The organism is Bradyrhizobium sp. cf659 (genome assembly GCF_900113725.1).
Taxonomy (GTDB): Bacteria; Pseudomonadota; Alphaproteobacteria; order Rhizobiales; family Xanthobacteraceae; genus Bradyrhizobium.
This window is the reverse complement of sequence record NZ_FOQJ01000003.1, coordinates 932,912-948,459: the sequence shown is the minus strand read 5'-3', so window position 1 is coordinate 948,459 and position 15,548 is coordinate 932,912. Positions and strand designations below refer to the sequence as shown.

Genomic DNA, 15,548 nt, shown 5'->3' with positions numbered 1-15,548 from the left:
TCACTTCCCCGCCACAAAATAAAAATCCTCGCGCCCCGGCGGCGAGCCGTAGGTGAACGGCTGCTGCCCGTGCCTGGTCGCGGACCAGACGTCGTCGCGGACGATGTCGAACAGCTTTCTGATCTCGACGCGCGGCTCCTTGATCTCGCGGGCGAGCGCGGTGGCGAACGGGCTGTCGGCGCCGCCGTCACCGTCCATCGCGGTCTCGCCGTGCTTGGCGGCGTAGACCACCATGAAGCCGGCGCCGGGCTCGATGTTGGAAAAGCCCTTGTCGACCAGCTTGAGTGACAGCGTCCGCTGCATGGTCGGCGCGAACGGATTGTCGCGGCATGCATCCAGCATCACCAGACGCACTTTTCGCGCAGCGCCCACCGCTGCGATCACCTGCTCCAGGGCGACGGCCTGAGCCTCGGCATCCTTGTCGGCGGCCAGCTTGGCGTCGATAGGAACGAGATAGTTCACCCCGCCGATCTCGAATCCGTGGCCGGCGTAATAGACCACCGCCCAGTCGGCCTTCTCCGCTTCGGCAGCGAACGTCTGCAGCGCTTCGAAGAACTTGTCGCGGGTCAGGTCGCTGACGGATATCACGGTCTGGAAGCCGACCTCGCGCAGCACGTCTGCGATCAGCTTCGAGTCGCGTGGCGGATTGGGCAAGGCGTGGACGTTCTTGTAGGCGCCGTTGCCGATCACGAGCGCAACGCGGCGCCCGGTCACCCCGGCGGGCGCCTGCGGCGTCAGCGCGGCGAGCCGCTCCTGCGCGATGGCGCGGGCGCGCGCGACCTCGGTCTCGTCGAACTTGGTCAGCGAATAGGCCGCGGCGCGATAGTCGGCGCGGGCCTGGGCGAGATCCTTCTTCCGCTCGTAGATCTGGCCGCGGCCTGAATGGGCCCGGACGTTGTTCGGATTGATCTGGATCGCCGTGTTGTAGTCCTTCAGCGCGGCGTCGAGATCGCCCTTCATCATGTTGACGTCGGCGCGATTGTTGATCGCGAACACGTTTTTCGGCTGCTTCTCGATCAGGCCGTTGCAATCGGCAAGGGCCCGGTCGAACTTGCCCATCATGCCCCAGGTGATGCAGCGGTTGCCGGCGATCTGCGGCGCGGTCGGATCGATCTTCTCGGCCTCCGCGAAATCGGCGATCGCACCGTCGAAATCCTTCATCAGCGTGCGCACGCGGGCGCGATTGGTCCAGCCGAGCAGGAATTTGGGCGTGTATTTGATCGACAGGTTGAAATCGTCGAGCGCGCTTTGCAGCGCGCCCCGGCGCGCCTGGATGATGCCGCGGTTGTTGTAGGGGACACCGTAGGCCGGGCGCTTCTGGAGCGCGAGGTTGTAGTCGGCCATCGCGAGGTCGTCCTGCCCGCTGCGCTCATAGGCGAGACCGCGCAGGTTGAGCGCAATGACGTAGTCCGGATCGAGGTCGACGGCCATGGACAGGGTCTCGATCGCGTGGACGTAGTCGCGCTTGTTGATCATGGTGTTGCCGCGCACGGACAGCGCGATCGCCTTGTCCTTGCCGGCGAGCCGGTCGGCGTTGAGCAGATTGTCGCAGGCCGCCGCGCGGGCCTGCGCCTCCGCCTGGCGGTCGCGGCAAACGGCGAGGTCGTCGCCGGCTTGCGGATCGGCCGCGGCGATCGCGGCGGCGGAGATCAGGATGACGAGGGTCAGGGAAACGACGCGCAGCATGTTGTCAGGCCAGCTCCAGCCACCACTTTTTTTAGGTCGATCGTCGATCGCGCGGGTTCATCTAGCGCAGAGTTCCTCACCGCGCCAAGCCGGGCTGTCTCGGGCCGCGTGTTTCACAGAGTCGTGTCCGCCGCGGCGTAACAATCGGCACCTGTCCCCGTATCTCAGGTGACCGAATGCCGCCGGGCAGGCTGTTCGCCCGGCGCCAACCGACCTAGAGTATCCACCTTCCGGAAAAAGGATCCGCCATGCGCCGTCCCGCCCTCCTGTCCCTGCTGGCTGCCACGACCGCCCTGACGCTGGCCTTTGCCGTGCCGTCCCGGGCCGCCGAGGATGCGGTCGTGATCCCCGCCCCGACCATCGACGCGGCACCGGCGAGCGGCATCCAGACCGCCGTGATCGCCGGCGGCTGCTTCTGGGGCGTGCAGGGCGTGTTCCAGCACACCGCGGGCGTCGTCAACGCGGTCTCCGGCTATGCCGGCGGCACCAAGGCGACCGCCGACTACCAGACCGTCTCGAGCGGCCGGACCGGCCACGCGGAATCGGTCGAGATCAAGTACGACCCGAAGAAGATCAGTTACGGAAAGATCCTCCAGATCTACTTCTCGGTGGCGCACGACCCGACCCAGCTCAACCGCCAGGGTCCCGACACCGGCACGCAATATCGCTCGGCGATCTTCACCACCTCCGACGAGCAGAAGAAAGTGGCCGAGGCCTATATCGCCCAGCTCAACGGCGCCAAGGTGTTCGGCAAGCCGATCGTGACCAAGGTCGGCGGATTGGAGGCGTTCTATCCGGCGGAGGCCTATCATCAGGACTATCTGACGCTGCATCCGAACCAGCCCTACATCGCCTATAACGACCTCCCCAAGATCGAGAACCTGAAAAAGCTGTTCGCGGATAACTACATCGAGAAGCCGACGCTGGTGAATGCCAGCAAGGCCACCAACTGATCGCGAGATCACCAAGAAACGGGAGACCCATGCCCGACGCCAAGACGAAAACCACGGACGACAAAGTCATCAAGAGCGAAGAGCAGTGGCGGCGCGAGCTGTCGCCGATGCAGTACGCGGTGCTGCGCGAGAAGGCGACCGAGCGTCCCTTCTCCGGGGAATATGAGCACGACCACCGTGCCGGCACCTATGTCTGCGCCGGCTGCGGCAACGTCCTGTTCGAGTCCGACGCCAAGTTCGATTCCGGCTGCGGCTGGCCGAGCTTCACCCAGCCCGCCGTCGACAGCCATGTCGACGAGGAAAGGGACGTGAGCCACGGCATGATCCGCACCGAGGTGCTCTGCGCCAAGTGCAGCGGCCATCTCGGCCATGTCTTCCCCGACGGCCCCGGGCTGACGGGCCTGCGCTACTGCATCAACTCGGCGGCGCTGAAGCTCGAGCCGAAATAAACGTTGCGCGCCGCCGGGTTCCGCCATGGAACCCGTGGGCGCGATGTGCTTTTCTCCTCTGGCGGTGCGGCTGATCATCGCGTTTTGGCGGCCGCCAGGGAGGATGCCATGACACTCGGGACCATCCTGATCATCCTGGTGATCATCTACCTGCTCGGCGGCCTGTCCGGCCGTGTCGGCGGTTATGGCTACGGCATGGGCCATTCCGGCATGGGGATCGGCGGCGTCGTGCTCGTGGTGCTGATCGTGCTGCTGCTTCTCGGCAAACTGTAAACCATTTAACATATTGAAATTACTTGGTTTACAGCCCTTGCGGGGCAGCCATGCGCGGATTCATCATCTCCCATCGCAGGGGTCGCAATTTTGTCAAAACGGCCTATATTAGAGGGCGAAAATGACATGTGCGGCGGGCCCACGCGCTTGTGGCCTCCGCCCTCCCAAACCCCACGCGCTTAAAGCCCCAGAGAAGATCACGAGGTCTTTGACCATGCGTCCACTGCGTCCGTTCAACTTCAACACCTCCGCCGAGCTCTTCCCCGCCGCGATCCGCAAGAAGAAGCGTGCCGGCTTCACCTATCGCCGGTTCGGCACCGCGGCCGAGGCCGTGCAGTTCGCGATGGAGCAGTTGCCGACGGATTCGCTGAACGGCGCCTATCTCCAGGTCGAGGAAGCGCGCTTCGACCAGAACGGCATCCGCTCGCTCTATGAGAGCGAAGCCTTCCCGTTGCCCCGTCGCCGCAAGCCCGAACCCGCGGCCGCGGAGACCGACGCCGACGCGGCGTAAGTTTTTCGCAAGCCTCCGATGTGCGCAGAAGGCGCGATGGCCGAAAGGCTATCGCGCTTTTTGCGTTTGCGGGCCGTGCTCTTTCTTCTCCCTCGCCCCGCTTGCGGGGAGAGGGTCGGGGTGAGGGGGAGTCTCCACAGGGACGGTAGCAGTTGGACTCGCGGAGACTCCCCCTCACCCGAAATTTGCTGACGCAAATTCCGGCCTCTCCCCGCACGCGGGGAGAGGCGAAGAAAGAAAGCCTCCACTTCTACAAGCGCGGCTGCTTGTCGAGCCAGCGCCGGAGCAGGCGCATGTTGCGCATGTTGGCGCGGAACATGACGTCGAAGGCGTCGCCTGCAAGCGGCACCATGCCGACCACGCCGTCGACCGCGACATTGCCGAGCATGCGCGCGGTGAGGTACCAGGGCGCGCCCAGCGCGCGGGCCTCGCGCACCAGCCACAGCGAGATCGCCGTGGTGATGATGTCGCCGACGACGGGGATCAGTCCGATCAGGCCGTCGATGCCGTAGCGAATGTTGGTGCCGGGCAGGATGAAGGCGACGTCGAGCAGCTTTGCGATCGCCTCGAGCCGCGCGATGCGCTGCTCGCGCGTCAGGTTGCCGAACGGATTTGCTCCGAGCGGACCTTGGCCGAACTCGGAACGAAACTCGCGAAAGCCCTGCTCCAGCGTCTCGGGCCGGATCTCGCGGCCGTCCTGGTCGATGATCGGCCCGCGTGCTTCCGTGCCTGAGAAGGTGGCGCGCGAACGGCTCCCGGAACGGGATTTGCGCGGAGCAAGAATATCGTCGTCGGACATGGTCATGGCCCAGGGAAACTCGCCGACGCGGCGGAGGTTGCTGCACCGCGTCCGAACGTCGCGCGGTCAGGTCGGCGCCGCCGCCGCTTGCGGCTCCTCGACATATCTATGCACGAGCCAGGAGGAAATCACCGACGGCACGAAGCCGACCAGGCCGTACAGGATGAACTGAACCGCGCCCGAATCCGGCCCGCGCGAGCTGTAGGTCAGCGAGGCCAGGACGAAGGCGAACAGGCCGACCAGCAGCATCCGCAGCACCGGGCCGACCCGGCGGATGTGGACCAGGATGTCATCGACCGCGCCGATCATCAGCGACGGCAGGAAGCCGAACAGATAGCTGTATTGCAGGGACTTGAAGAACACTGCGAACAGCTTGCCGACCTCGCCGAGGCTGGTCTGGGTCCAGTAGCCGGACTGGTAGGTCGTCGTCAGCAGCAGCAGGAACCCGCCGACGAACGGCCCGACCAGCGCAAACACCAGATAGCGTTTCATCAAAGACCCTCACAATTCGCCCCTGTTATAGCAGCGCCTCGGGAACCTTGAATAGCGGGCGCCGGCGCCTCCCCCGGGGGGAACAAGTGGCAAGGCGACGAGTTCAGACAGGACCTCAATCACCCCTCTTGGACTGGAGCCGCCGATGTCCCGCAAATTTCTTCTGGCGACGATCACGCTTGCAACCCTCGGTGGCCTGTCGAGCACGCCCGCTCTCGCGCAAGGCCACATGGGCACGCCGCAGGAGCAGAACGCCTGCTCGCGCGATGCCTCGCGGTTGTGCCGCAAGGACCTCGGCAATGACGGCGCGGTGCAGAGCTGCCTGCAGGCCAACCGGGCCAAGCTGTCGAAGTCATGCAGCAAGGTGTTTGCCAGTCACGGCATGTGAGGATCGGAAACAGTCCCTGTCAACGGAGAGGTGAAGCCATGTTGCGCGACGAACAGCTCTCGATCCTCAGGGACATCTGTCAATCCATCGCCTTTGCCGACGACCGTCAGGGCAAGATGGGACAATTGATCGCCGACGGCTACGTGATGAAGGACGGCGATCTGTTCGAGCTCACCGCGAAGGGCATCACCGCGGTCGAGGAACACGCCGCCGCACTTGGCGAGAGCGACGCCACAAGCACGCCATCCTATCGCCTCATCTGACGCAACGCGTCGCTTTCTGCGTGACGTCTGCGCAACAATTGCGAATTCGTTCGCGCGGCCCATTGCAGCCATACGACAATGGCGCATACTCGGCTCGGGCGGCGCAGCACTTTTCGATTCGAACATCACGAGATCGAGCAACCACATGCGGGATTGAGTTCCCGGCGTGATGGCTGCGACATGCGGCAGGTCAAGCCGCGTGCGGCGCCCCAAAACCAAGCGGCTCAAGCCCACGGACCTCGGGGACGCATTCGACATGACACGCAACCAGACCATCGCAACTCTCTTCGCCCTCGCCCTCGCCACCACCGCCGTCGCATTCCAGACATCGCCCGGCTTCGCCTTCTCGCCCGAAGCGCAGCAGATGTGCTCGGGCGATGCGATGCGGCTGTGCTCCAGTGAAATCCCCGACATCCCGCGGATCACCGCCTGCATGGTGCGGAACAAGGCGCAGGTCAGCCCCGGCTGCCGCGCCGTGATGGACCGCGAGCACGCAGCCACCGCGGCATCGCGCAAGCGGGAAGCCGCCGCGCAGTAGGTCTGCAGGTCATTCCGGGGCGACGCGTAGCGTCGAGCCCGGAATCCATTTCTCTATGTCACGTGCTGCACAATGGATTCCGGGCTCGTGCTGCGCACGCCCCGGAATGACAGGGTATCCTAATCGCCCCACTGCGCGAACGCGTCGTTGAAGGCGCGCTCGCCGGGGGCGCCCTTCTCGATCGCGATGATGGCGCGGCGCTGGTTGGCGTAGACCAGGGGCACGTCGAACCAGGAACGCTCCTTCAGGAGCTGGACGTTGCGGGCGCGGTCGGCGTCGACATTGGACAGGCCGACCAGAAAGAAGCCGTCGGTGACCTTGACCGCGAGGCCCGCGAGCGGCGTGCCGCGCGCCTGCTCGTTCGACTTCATCAGGATGCCGGGCACGTTGGAGACGCTGCCGCCCGGGAAATCCTGCGGCAGGATGAAGGTCAATTCCGCGGTGTGGCTCGCCGGCAGCGAGGAGTCGGTGTTGCGGCGGAACGACATCGTCATCTTGAACTTGCGGTCGGGAATCTCGATGTCGGCGCGCACGGCGACGTCGGCCTTCTGGTTGCCCGACGCCTTGATCGGCTCGAGCCGCCACACCACCGAGCCGACATATTGCTTGCCCTTCGGATCGGACGGATCCTCGTCATAGAGCACGACCTTCTGCGCCACCGGCGCGACCGGCTGGTCGCTGGCCGAGGGCTGGCCGACCCGATCGGGGATCTTCGGCTTGCTCTGCGGCTGGGACGGATCCTTCGGCGCCTCAACCACCTGGGTCGGCGAGGACTTGAGCAGGCCGTTCGCGATCTGGACCAGCTGTTTGCCCCAGAGAATGCCGGCACCGACCAGGATCAGCACGATGCCGACGGCGATCGCACTCTTGAACGGGAAGACGGAGCGGGCGCGCTTGGGCTTCTTGGTGTCGCGATCGAGGACGGGGATGTGCGGGCGCGTCGACGCGGCCCGCGGCGCATAGCGCTCGGCCTCCTCGATCGACTCGTCATAGGAATAGGGCGCATCGCCCTCGCCGGCGCGGTTCTCCAGGCTCGGCTCAAGCCGGTCGAATTCCGGCGAGGGCGAGGGCACGTTGGCATAGGTGCGGCGCGCGGCGCGATTGGCCTGCGCGGCGGCGCCGCCGAGATCGTTGACGTCGGCGGTGATGTCGCGGAAGCCGCGAACGCCCGGTGCGGACGGCAGCGGCGGCGGAGGTCCGATGTCCGGCGGGCGGCGCCCAGGCGCGCGATCGCGTCCGGCAGGTGGAGGGGCCGGCGGCTCCGGCATCGCCGGCGGACCCGGCTGGCGCGGCGCGTCGAAACGGGGCGCGCGCGACGGACGCTGGGCGTCGCCCTGGTCATCGACGTTGAAGGACGGGCGGTCGGCGCGCGGCGGCGTCGGCGCCGGACGGGCACGCGGCGGAGCAGCCGGAGGAGCTGCGGCCGGGTTGCCCTCGGTGGCACGGGTGCTGGCCCGGCGGAAGGCATCGCCGCTGCCGCTGCTGCGGGTGCCGCCACCGGGGCGCGAGGCCTCGCGGGCACGCTGGGCGGCCTCCGATTCGACCTTGCGGACGGCCTCTTCCAGCGACAGCCGTTCGCGCGTGATCTCGGATTCGGAGAGCGGCGGCTGCACGCTGCGGAGCTGTGCGATCAGCGCCGTGCGCGCCCGCTCATAGAGCGCGCGACGGCTTTCGCCGGGAGCGTTGGGGTCCAGGGCGGCAATAGCGCGGGCGATCAGCGGATAGTAATCAGCCATTTCTACTCAACTATGCGCGCGTCCCGGTAAGATATCGTTAAGCCTCAAACGGATTTTGCACCAGGATAGTATCTTCGCGTTCGGGGCTGGTGGAAAGCAGCGCGACGGGACACCCCACCAATTCCTCGATCCGGCGGACATATTTGATGGCCTGGGCCGGCAGGTCGGCCCAGGAGCGCGCACTGGCGGTCGGCTCCTTCCAGCCCTCGATGGTCTCGTAGATCGGCTCGACCCGGGCCTGGGCGCCTTCGCCGGCCGGGAAGTGGTCGATCTCCTTGCCGTCGAGCTTGTAGCCGGTGCAGACCTCGATCGAATCGAAGCCGTCGAGGATGTCGAGCTTGGTCAGCGCGAGACCGTTGATGCCGCAGGTGCGGACCGCCTGGCGGACCAGCACGGCGTCGAACCAGCCGCAGCGCCGGGGCCGCCCGGTATTGGTGCCGAACTCGCGGCCACGCTCGCCGATCTTCCGGCCGATCGCGTTGTCCTGCTCGGTCGGGAACGGGCCCTGGCCGACGCGTGTCGTATAGGCCTTGCACAGGCCGAGCACGTAGCCGACCGCGCCGGGGCCGAGGCCCGAGCCGGTCGCGGCCTGCGCCGCCACCGTGTTGGACGAGGTGACGTAGGGATAGGTGCCGTGGTCGACGTCGAGCAGCGCGCCTTGCGCGCCCTCGAACAGCATGCGCTTGCCTTCGCGCCGCTTGATGTCGAGCAGCCGCCACACCGTCTCGGCATAGGGCAGCAGCTGCGGCGCCAGCGCGGTCAATTCCTTCAGGATATCCTTGCCGTCGAACTCCGGCAGATTGAGGCCGCGGCGCAAGGCGTTGTGGTGAGCCAGGAGCCGGTCGATCTTGTGCGGCAGAGTGTCGAGGTCGGCGAGGTCCATCAGGCGGATGGCGCGGCGGCCGACCTTGTCTTCATAGGCAGGCCCAATGCCGCGGCGGGTGGTGCCGATCGCGGTCGCCGCGTTGGAGGACTCGCGCAGGGCATCGAGCTCGCGGTGCAGCGGCAGGATCAGGGTGACGTTCTCGGCGACGCGCAGATTTTCCGGGGAGACGGCAACGCCCTGCGAGCGCAGCTTGGTGACCTCGTCGAGGAAGGCGGCGGGATCGAACACCACGCCGTTGCCGATCACCGACAGCTTGTGCTCGCGCAGTACACCCGAGGGCAGCAGCGCGAGCTTGTAGGTCTTGCCGTTGATCACCAGCGTGTGGCCGGCGTTATGGCCGCCCTGGAAACGGACGACGATGTCCGCCTGCTCCGACAACCAGTCGACGATCTTGCCCTTCCCTTCGTCGCCCCACTGGGCGCCGACGACGACAACATTGGCCATTCGCGGGTAATCCCTGTTCAATCTGTCTCTAGGAGGCATGATCCTCGCGGAAAACCGGTGCCCACTTCTCCGGGATCATGCCTGCGCCAAGCCCTCTCTGCGGCCCAGGGCCGCTCGCACGCAAGGCAGCCAACCGGATAAAGGAAGCAGCCTCTCTAGGCAAGCAAGAACGGGGCTTTTTCGAGGTCGGGAAGGCACTCCAAGCCTTTGATATCCCCTTAAAATCCTGAAAGGTTGGCGGCCCGGCGGCAGCGGAATTGACACGCATCAACCGTTCCGGCCCGCGATTGCGCCAAGGGATGGCTGTCACCTCCCCAGCTTACCCTTCCCGGGCCTGGAAGCCTTCATGTCGGATACGCCGTGACCAAGCCACCGAACAGCCAAGCGAACCAGTTCTGGCGCCTGCCGCCGGATGCACTCTGCACCGAGCTCGGCTGCTCCTTGCAGGGCCTGACCGCGACCGAGGCCGCCGCACGGCTCGGCCGTTTCGGGCCGAACAGCGACGCGCCGCCGCGCATCGAGGGGGCCGCGCGTGCGATCCTGCGCCGGCTGCTGGAGCCGCTGTCGCTGATCCTGCTGGTCGCCGGCATCGTCTCGATGCTGACCGGCGACGACATCGGCGGGCTCATCATTGTCCTGATTCTCGTGCTCTCGATCGGGCTCGACACCATCCAGGAGGGCCACGCGGTCCGCGCCGCCGAGATCCTCCGCCGTTCGGTGGCGCTCAAGGCCGAGGTCAGGCGTGACGGCGCCTTCCGCGAGATCGACGTCGACCACGTCGTTCCGGGCGACCTCCTGCGCGTTCGCGCCGGGGACATCATCCCGGCGGATGCGTTGATCCTGGAGAGCACCGCCTTCACGGCCGGAGAAGCCGCGCTCACCGGCGAGCCCTATCCGGTGCAGAAGCGCGCCGGCGCCGCGACCGACCCCGACGACACGTCGAATGCCCTGTTCCGCGGCGCCGTGGCGCAGACCGGCGAGGCGATCGCGCTCGTCGTCAGGACCGGCCGCGACACCGTGTTCGGCGCGGCGGCCTCCGCGCTCGCCGAGACGCAGGCGCCCTCCCCCTTCGAGCGCGATTTGCGCGAGTTCGGCCTCGTGATCGCGCGGGCCACGCTCGCGCTGGTGCTGGTCGTGCTCACCGTCCGCGTCGTGTTCGGCCGCGAGGTGCTCGATTCGCTGCTGTTCGCGGTCGCGCTCGCGGTCGGGCTGACGCCGGAGCTGCTGCCGATGATCACCACGGTGACGCTGTCGCGCGGCGCACTGCGGATGGCCGGCCGCAAGGTGATCGTGAAGCGGCTGGCCGCGATCCACGATCTCGGCGCCATGACGGTCCTGTGCACCGACAAGACGGGCACGCTGACCTCGGCCGAGATCACGCTCGCCAGAAGCCTCGACGCCGAGGGCAAGGACAATGCCCGCGCCGCGCAGCTCGGCGCCATCGCGGCATCGCTCGGCGGCGACCGCGGTACGCTCGATGCAGCCCTCGTCGCCGGCCGGCCGGACGCCGCGCAGGGCCGGACCCTGGCCGGGCGGCAGGCCTTCGACTTCTCGCGCCGGCTGGGATCGGTGCTCGCCACCGGCCCCGAAGGCACGCTGCTCATCGTCAAGGGTGCGCCGGAAGCCGTGCTCGCATTGTGCAGGATGGACGAGAGCGCGCGCACTGCTGCGACGGCGCGCGTGCGCGAGCTCGCGAGCGAGGGCCTGCGCACCGTGGCGATCGCCTCGCGGGCGTGGAGCGGGGCGGTACGCGAGGTCGAGACGGAGGACGAGACCGATCTCGTCTTCGAGGGCTTCTGCGCTTTCGCCGATCCGCCGAAGCCGACGGCCGCAGCCGCAATCGCGCGGCTCGCGGCAAGCGGCGTGGGCCTGAAGATCCTCTCGGGCGACGACCCCGTGGTGGTGAAGCGGCTCGCGAGCCTGGTCGGGCTGAATCCCGCGCGCGTGCTGTCGGGGGCCGACATTGCACAGCTCAGCGACGAAGCGCTCGCCGTGAAGGTGCGTTCCACCGACGCGTTCGGCCGCCTCGCGCCGGACCAGAAATCGCGCATCGTGAAGGCGCTTCAGGCGGGTGGCGAAGTGGTCGGCTTCCTTGGCGACGGCATCAACGACGCACCGGCCCTGAAGGTTGCCGACGTCGGATTGTCGGTCGACGGCGCGACCGGCGTGGCGCAGGCCGCCGCCGACATGATCCTGCTCGCTTCGGATCTCGAGGTCGTCGCCGACGGCGTCGAGGAAGGACGGCGCACCTTCGCCAACATCATGAAATATGTCCGCATGGGCGCGAGCTCGAATTTCGGCAACATGCTGTCGATGGCGATCGCCTCGATGGTGCTGCCGTTCCTGCCGATGCTGCCGACGCAGATCCTGCTCAACAACCTGCTCTACGATCTCTCCGAGCTCGGCATTCCCTTCGACCGGGTCTCGCGCGCGGCCACCGCGCAGCCGCAGGTCTGGAGCATGACGCGGCTGGCGCGCTTCGCCGCGATCATGGGACCGCTGTCCTCGGTGTTCGACTTCCTGACCTTCGGCGCCCTTATCATGCTGTTTCACGCATCGCCCGGCGAATTCCGCACCGCCTGGTTCATCGAATCCATGGCGACGCAGATCCTGGTGATCTTCGTCATCCGCACCAACGGCCGACCGTGGCGCAACTGGCCCGATCCAGTGCTGTCGGCCTCGTCGCTGATTGCCTTGCTGGTCGCGATGGTCGTGCCGTTCACGCCGGTCGGCACCTGGTTCGGCTTTGTCGCGCCGCCGCCACTGATGATGGTCGGCATCGCGCTTCTGGTGGTGGCCTATCTTGCCTGTGCCGAACTGGTGAAGCCGTTTGCGATCCGCAGCAAACGCAAGCGATAGAGATTTGTGACCGCGATATTTCAGATCAGTTCGGACCCGCACAAATTTCCACCGACAGCGATTGACGCAGGTCAATCGCGCCCCCCGCTGCGCGCTACTAGTATGGAACCGGGAGCCATGGAGGCGACTAGGCGTCTGCCGCCATGTTGCAGCGAGGTCACCCGAGATGTCACGCAGCTTTGACGCCATCACCATCGGATCGGGGCTCGGCGGCCTGACCGCGGCGGCCCTGCTCGCCCGCGCAGGCCACAAGGTTCTGGTGCTCGAGCGCAACCAGAATTTCGGGGGAGCGGCCACGGTCTATCGTCACGGCCAGCTCGCGATCGAGGCCTCGCTGCACGAGATCGACGGCCTGGACGCCTCCGATCCCAAGCTTCCGATCCTGCGTGCGCTCGGCATCGATCGCGATCTGCCCTTCGTGGATGTCGGCGCGCTGCACGAGGTGCGAAGCCCTCTGTTCGAGCGCCCCTTCGTGATGCCGCACGGCATCGAAGCCGCCACGGCCGCGGCGAAGGCGCAGTTTCCGGCGCACGCCAAGGGCATCGCCCAATATTTCGAGCGCATCGACGCCGTCCGGCAGGCGGTCGCGCTGATGAGCGAGCATCAGGACGACCGCGACTGGTGGCTCTGGAACGCGCCGACATTGCCGTGGCGCCTGTGGCCGCTGATCCGCGACCGGCATGCGACCTTGAGCGAAGTGCTCACCCGCCTGTTCGGTGACAGCGAGGCGATCAAACTCGCGCTTGCCTCCAACCTCAGCTACTACACCGACGATCCCGACACGATGCCTTTCATCCAGTTTGCGATTCCGCAGGCCTCCTATCTCGTCGGCGGCGGACACTATGTCCGCGGCGGATCGCAGGCGCTCAGCGATCGCCTGATCGCGATCATTCGCGACGCCGGCGGTGCGGTGGAGGCGGGGCGCGAGGTCGAGGCCATTCTGGTCGACGGCACCCGCGCCCGCGGCGTGCGTCATCGCGCGACGGGGGCCGACGACGTGCGCGAGGAGCTGGCGCCGGTTCTGCTCGGCAACGCGGCGCCCTCCGTGCTGGCCTCGATGCTGCCGCAGGACAAGCGCGCCGCGTTCCTGTCGCGCTACGAGGACCGGCAACCATCGATCTCACTTTGGAGCATCGCGATCGGTCTCAGCCGGCCGTCCGGCGATTTCGGCGTCAGGCACTATTCGACCAGCGTGCTGCCGGGGTGGTTGACGAAACTCTCCGGATTCCGCGAGGCCGGCGCACTGCTGGGCGAGGATTCGCCGGCACGTCTCCCCCCCTACGGCTTCGTCGCCTACGATCGGATCGATACGGGCCTGAACGAGAGACCGCCTTATCTCGGCGCGCTCGTCGGCGTCGACCGGCTCGCGAACTGGACCGGTCTGCCCGCCGAAGCAAAGCGCTGCCGCAAGGAGCGCTGGATGGACCTCGTCATTGCCGATCTGGACCGGAATTATCCCGGAATCGCCGACGCGGTCGTGCAGCGCGAGATGTCGACGTCCGAAACCTTCGCGCATTACCTCAACACGCCCGGCGGCGCGATCTACGGCTTCGCACCGCAGACGCGCGGATTCAAGCCAATGCCGACGACCGCCATCGACGGCCTTTATCTCGCCTCGGCGTTCACGGGCGGCGGCGGCTTTACCGGCGCGATTCTCGGCGGAGGTTGGGCCGCACGGGCAGCGATGCTCCCCAATGCGGGGCCACGCGGCGCGCAGGCGGCCTCGTGAAGTTCCGCCGCTTCGCGCGGCGCATGATGGCGATGCATCTGCCCCATTGATATCAGGCATATTTCCGTGTCTTTGGACGGTGCCGGGCGATGAGCCGGCCCGGGTGCCGCCGGGCCGGGGCCTCGGCGCATGACGCGGGGCCATAACAATCACAATGTCCGCCACCGGCCAGACCACCAGCGCCGCAACGCCCGGCCACAACTGGATCGCCAACCAGCCTTATCTGCTGCTCAGCATCACCGCGCTGTGCTGGGCCGGCAACGCCATCGTCGGGCGGCTTGCCGCCGGCCACATCCCGCCGGTCACGCTGTCGTTCCTGCGCTGGCTCTTCGCCTTCCTCCTCGTGCTGCCGTTCGCCTGGAAACATCTCGCGCAGGACTGGCCCGCGATCCGCGGCAAGCTCGGCCTGATGGTCACGCTCTCGATCACCGGCATCGGCGCCTTCAACACGCTGCAATACTGGGCGCTGGAGCACACCCAGGCGCTCAACACGCTGCTGCTCCAGTCGGCCGCGCCGCTGCTCGTGGCGCTGTGGTCGCTGGCGATCCTCGGCATCCGGCTCACCGCGGCACAGGCCTTCGGCGTGCTGCTGTCGATGTGCGGCGTGCTGACGATCCTGCTGCATGGCGATTTCACCACGCTGTCGAACATCGAGTTCAACAAGGGCGACCTCATCTTCCTCCTCGCGCTGCTGATCTTCGCGCTCTATTCGGTGCTGAGCCTGAAGCGGCCGGCGATGCACGGCCTGTCGTTCCTCGCCTTCACCTTCGGTGCCGGCGCCGCCTGCCTCATTCCGCTGGAGATCTGGGAATTGGCCGCGCGGCCGGTGATGAAGCTCGACGGGCCGAACCTGCTCACCCTGTTCTATGTCGCGGTATTCCCCTCGACGCTCGCCTATCTCTGCTTCAATCGCGGCGTGCGCCTGATCGGCGCCAACCGCGCCGCGCCGTTCTTCCACGTCGTGCCGGTGTTCGGCTCGATCATGGCGATGGTCTTCCTCGGCGAACGTCCGCAGGCGTTCCACTTCATCGGTTTCGCCCTGGTGCTGTCGGGCGTGTTCGCGGCGTCGAGGAAGCAGGCGAGTTAGACTCGCCTCGTAAGCTCGTCGCGCAATCGTCTGCGCTCAGGTGCTCGCCGATGGGTTCATCCATACGATTTCCCAGACATAGCCGTCCGGATCTTCAACGTGGCGGTTATACATGAAGCCGAGATCCTGAGCCGGATTGGGATCGGCGCGACCGCCCGCCGCCACCGCGCGAGTCAGCGTTGCATCGACGGCGTCGCGGTCATCGACCGTGAGAGCGATCAGGACCTGACTGTCGCGGCGCGGATCACCAATCGGACGTTTGGTGAATTGGCGGTAGTGATCGTGGGTCAGCAGCATCACGCCGATCGCGTCCGTGACCATGAGCGAGGTCGAATTCTCGCCCGAAAACTGGGGGTTCACCGTGCCGCCGAGCGCCACATAGAACGCCGTCGATGCGGCGAGATCGCGCACGGGCAGGTTCAACAGAATCATCCTGGACATTGCTTTTCCTTCTT

The 15,548-nt window shown here is 66.6% G+C and carries 16 protein-coding genes; 10 read left to right on the top strand and 6 right to left on the bottom strand.

Annotation, left to right across the window (positions count from 1 at the left end):
* Complete coding sequence (locus BM118_RS18550) at positions 1-1,686, bottom strand: caspase family protein (RefSeq protein WP_092186918.1); 1,686 nt, start codon at positions 1,684-1,686, stop codon at positions 1-3.
* 248 nt (positions 1,687-1,934) lie between these two features.
* Between BM118_RS18550 and msrA the strand changes: the two genes are divergently transcribed.
* The 4 genes from msrA to BM118_RS18530 all read left to right on the top strand — a co-directional run bounded on the left by msrA (position 1,935) and on the right by BM118_RS18530 (position 3,872).
* Positions 1,935-2,639 (top strand): peptide-methionine (S)-S-oxide reductase MsrA, encoded by a 705-nt coding sequence (gene msrA, locus BM118_RS18545; RefSeq protein WP_092186917.1) that lies wholly within the window; start codon positions 1,935-1,937, stop codon positions 2,637-2,639.
* Positions 2,640-2,668: 29 nt separating this feature from the next.
* The gene (gene msrB, locus BM118_RS18540) at positions 2,669-3,088 is read left to right on the top strand and encodes a peptide-methionine (R)-S-oxide reductase MsrB (protein ID WP_092186916.1); all 420 of its coding nucleotides are present in this window, start codon (positions 2,669-2,671) and stop codon (positions 3,086-3,088) included.
* 108 nt (positions 3,089-3,196) lie between these two features.
* Entirely contained in the window at positions 3,197-3,361 is a 165-nt protein-coding gene (locus BM118_RS18535; protein WP_177234419.1) for a DUF3309 family protein, read from the top strand.
* 214 nt (positions 3,362-3,575) lie between these two features.
* Positions 3,576-3,872, top strand: coding sequence for a hypothetical protein (locus BM118_RS18530; protein WP_092186915.1), 297 nt, complete (start codon positions 3,576-3,578; stop codon positions 3,870-3,872).
* A 250-nt stretch (positions 3,873-4,122) separates the two neighbouring features.
* Here the strand turns inward: BM118_RS18530 and BM118_RS18525 are convergent, their stop codons facing one another.
* Together BM118_RS18525 and BM118_RS18520 are read right to left on the bottom strand one after the other, a co-directional pair.
* The gene (locus BM118_RS18525; protein WP_092186914.1) at positions 4,123-4,677 is read right to left on the bottom strand and encodes a DUF4112 domain-containing protein; all 555 of its coding nucleotides are present in this window, start codon (positions 4,675-4,677) and stop codon (positions 4,123-4,125) included.
* 60 nt (positions 4,678-4,737) lie between these two features.
* Positions 4,738-5,163, bottom strand: coding sequence for a DUF5413 family protein (locus tag BM118_RS18520; protein ID WP_092186913.1), 426 nt, complete (start codon positions 5,161-5,163; stop codon positions 4,738-4,740).
* Positions 5,164-5,308: 145 nt separating this feature from the next.
* Here BM118_RS18520 and BM118_RS18515 point away from each other — a divergent pair, with 145 nt between their 5' ends.
* The 3 genes from BM118_RS18515 (at position 5,309) to BM118_RS18505 (ending at position 6,352) form a co-directional block, all read left to right on the top strand.
* The gene (locus BM118_RS18515; RefSeq protein ID WP_177234418.1) at positions 5,309-5,551 is read left to right on the top strand and encodes a hypothetical protein; all 243 of its coding nucleotides are present in this window, start codon (positions 5,309-5,311) and stop codon (positions 5,549-5,551) included.
* A gap of 38 nt (positions 5,552-5,589) precedes the next feature.
* On the top strand, positions 5,590-5,814 hold the full coding sequence (locus tag BM118_RS18510; RefSeq protein ID WP_027544925.1) for a hypothetical protein: 225 nt from the start codon (positions 5,590-5,592) through the stop codon (positions 5,812-5,814).
* A gap of 256 nt (positions 5,815-6,070) precedes the next feature.
* A complete protein-coding gene (locus tag BM118_RS18505) occupies positions 6,071-6,352 on the top strand; it encodes a hypothetical protein (protein ID WP_349528744.1) in 282 nt (93 codons plus the stop codon).
* A 119-nt stretch (positions 6,353-6,471) separates the two neighbouring features.
* Here the strand turns inward: BM118_RS18505 and BM118_RS18500 are convergent, their stop codons facing one another.
* Both BM118_RS18500 and BM118_RS18495 read right to left on the bottom strand, forming a co-directional pair.
* Positions 6,472-8,088, bottom strand: coding sequence for a hypothetical protein (locus tag BM118_RS18500; protein WP_092186909.1), 1,617 nt, complete (start codon positions 8,086-8,088; stop codon positions 6,472-6,474).
* 37 nt (positions 8,089-8,125) lie between these two features.
* The gene (locus BM118_RS18495; RefSeq protein ID WP_092186908.1) at positions 8,126-9,418 is read right to left on the bottom strand and encodes an adenylosuccinate synthase; all 1,293 of its coding nucleotides are present in this window, start codon (positions 9,416-9,418) and stop codon (positions 8,126-8,128) included.
* A 360-nt stretch (positions 9,419-9,778) separates the two neighbouring features.
* On the opposite strand from BM118_RS18495, the gene mgtA reads away from it, so the two are divergent.
* The 3 genes from mgtA (at position 9,779) to BM118_RS18480 (ending at position 15,093) form a co-directional block, all read left to right on the top strand.
* Entirely contained in the window at positions 9,779-12,277 is a 2,499-nt protein-coding gene (gene mgtA / locus BM118_RS18490; protein WP_092186907.1) for a magnesium-translocating P-type ATPase, read from the top strand.
* Between the two features lie 166 nt (positions 12,278-12,443).
* Positions 12,444-14,006 carry a phytoene desaturase family protein gene (locus tag BM118_RS18485; RefSeq protein WP_143099485.1) on the top strand — a complete coding sequence of 521 codons (1,563 nt, stop codon included), beginning with the start codon at positions 12,444-12,446 and terminating at the stop codon, positions 14,004-14,006.
* 154 nt (positions 14,007-14,160) lie between these two features.
* A complete protein-coding gene (locus BM118_RS18480) occupies positions 14,161-15,093 on the top strand; it encodes a DMT family transporter (protein ID WP_092186906.1) in 933 nt (310 codons plus the stop codon).
* A gap of 36 nt (positions 15,094-15,129) precedes the next feature.
* Here BM118_RS18480 and BM118_RS18475 read toward each other — a convergent pair whose 3' ends face one another.
* The gene (locus BM118_RS18475; protein WP_092186905.1) at positions 15,130-15,534 is read right to left on the bottom strand and encodes a VOC family protein; all 405 of its coding nucleotides are present in this window, start codon (positions 15,532-15,534) and stop codon (positions 15,130-15,132) included.
* Between the last annotated feature and the right edge of the window lie 14 nt (positions 15,535-15,548).